Annotated in this window: 2 protein-coding genes; both read right to left on the reverse strand. The window is 66.1% G+C overall.

Annotated features, from left to right (window positions below):
- Positions 1–1,542, reverse strand: a 1,542-nt coding sequence (locus ACO2RV_RS25060; protein WP_423296914.1) for a recombinase family protein, incomplete at its 3' end; no start/stop codon positions are given.
- The coding region (locus ACO2RV_RS25065; protein WP_423296915.1) for a hypothetical protein at positions 1,536–2,052 on the reverse strand (517 nt) is incomplete at its 5' end. The genes ACO2RV_RS25060 and ACO2RV_RS25065, both read right to left, overlap by 7 nt.

A 2,052-nucleotide genomic window follows, 5' to 3' on the forward strand; every position in this document is an offset into this window, starting at 1 on the left:
GTCGGCCGACGTGGTCGCAGCGTGCCAGACCTGCGGCAGGTTCTCGCCCAAAGCTCGCAGCATGATGTGATCGGCCTCGCTCAGGATGAGCGGTTCCTCGCGCCGCCAGCGCAGGTATTCCTGTTCGACCGCCTCTACCGCGCGCAGCTTGTCCTCCCAGATGCGCTCCAGTGAACGCGCTACCAGACGGTTCTCCGGCTCGACCATGTCGTATTGGCGTCGCGCCCGCTCGGCCTCGTAGCGGGCCCGCTCGCGCCGCAGCGCCCACTGCTTGTCGAGCTGGCGCGCTTCCTCCTCGATCTGCCCAAGAGCCGCGATCGCTATGGCGATCTGGTCCGGCGCCAGGGCATCGAGAAGGATGCGTTCCACGAGGCCGTCGATCGGCAAAGCCCGGACCTCCTGGCAGAGCGCACCGTTGCTCTGATCGCGGTCGGCGCAGCAGCAATAGACCGGATAATCGCCGTGCGGTCCCGAATAGCGCAGGCTCATGCGTCGACCGCAGCGCCCGCACGTCGCGATCCCCTGCAGCAGCGCGCAGCCCTTGCGCGGCGCGCCGGTGTGTCCCGCATCATAGCGGGTGACGTTGTCCGCCAGTCGCCGCTGGTTGGTCATGAACTCCTCCCAGCCGATATAACCGGGATGGGCGGCTTGCAGGCAAACCTCCCAGTCCCCGATGGCGACCTTGGTGGTTCCGACGCTCATCGAGCCGGGCCGGCGACGGCGCGGATCCTGCCGCCGGCGACCGTAGACATAGGCTCCGGCATAGGCGGGGTTGTGCAGGATACCGAGAACCCGTGGACGGTCGGCCTCGCGCCAAACGACCTGATGGGGCGCCGGCCCGAGCAGTGGACGCAGCGGCAGCAGCAAGTTGTTCGCACGGAGATATCGCATCACGGCGTGTGCGCCCTGTAGTTCGCGGAACTTGGCAAAGACGAACTGCAGACGGGCCTGAACCTCTTCGTCGGGATTGAGGATGATATTGCCCGAGGGATCGTAGGCCAGCCCCGCCGGAAGCGGCAGACGAAGTTCGCCACGGGCCGCCTTCTGGCGTTCGCCCGAGTGGAGGCGCAGGCGGATCTGATGCAGCTCCGCCTCGCTCATGATGCCGGACAAGCCGAGCAGCAGGCGGTCGTGATAAGCACTTGGATCGTAAAGCCGTTCGCCGTCAGCGATGATCACGCCGAAGAGCGAGCACAGCTCGAGGAGCTGATGCCAGTCGCGGTTGTTGCGGGCCAGCCGCGAGGCGTCGAGACTGAGCACGAGGCCGGCATTGCCGAGCCCGATCTCGGCAATGAGCTTTTGGAAGCCGTGCCGCTCGGTGCCGCCTGCACCCGATTTGCCGAGATCCTCGTCGATGACGTGGACCCGCTCGCGGGGCCAGCCAAGCCCGATGGCGCGATCGACCAGCCGATATTGCATCTCGGTGCTCTCCTGATGCTGGCGCACCTGGTTCACCGAGGACTGTCGCACGTAGATGTAGGCAAGCCGGGCGCGGTGGGTTGCCGTCAAACGTTCATCAGGAGTGCTCAAGGCCGTCAGCATGCCGAGCCCCCTTCGACGTCGTCATCGGGGGTGACATCCGCCGCAGCAGTTCGGCCATGAGTTGAGCGATCTGCCTCTGTGTCTCGACCGATAGATCCGGCCAAGGCCGTGGCAGAGCTTGAGCGCGCGCGGGGGGTGGAAGTGGACTCGGAGACGCAACGCGATACCGGGACATCGAGCGAACGACCATCGCGAATCACCTCCTCGGTGGAAGAGGCCAGCGTGGCGGTCAAATGGCGCGCCAATGGGACCAGTGTTCGCACGCTCACGCGAAGCAGTTCCGGGGCCGGGGCCGGGATACAAGACTTGGCCGACCCGAGGTCGGTCACCGATCGGCGAATCGAGCGGCGTCGGCCGTCCGGCAGTTCAACAACGACAAAGGCCGGACCGCGGGCCGAACGCATCGGGACGAGCGTGAGCCGTTGCCCGCAAAGGGCGTGATGTGGGTCCGTGATCGTGACCTCGGACACCAGCCGGTCGACGATGAGGGTATCCTGTAATGTTCGGGGA

Origin of the sequence: Ancylobacter sp. VNQ12, assembly GCF_049445835.1 — a bacterium.
GTDB lineage: Bacteria > Pseudomonadota > Alphaproteobacteria > Rhizobiales > Xanthobacteraceae > Ancylobacter.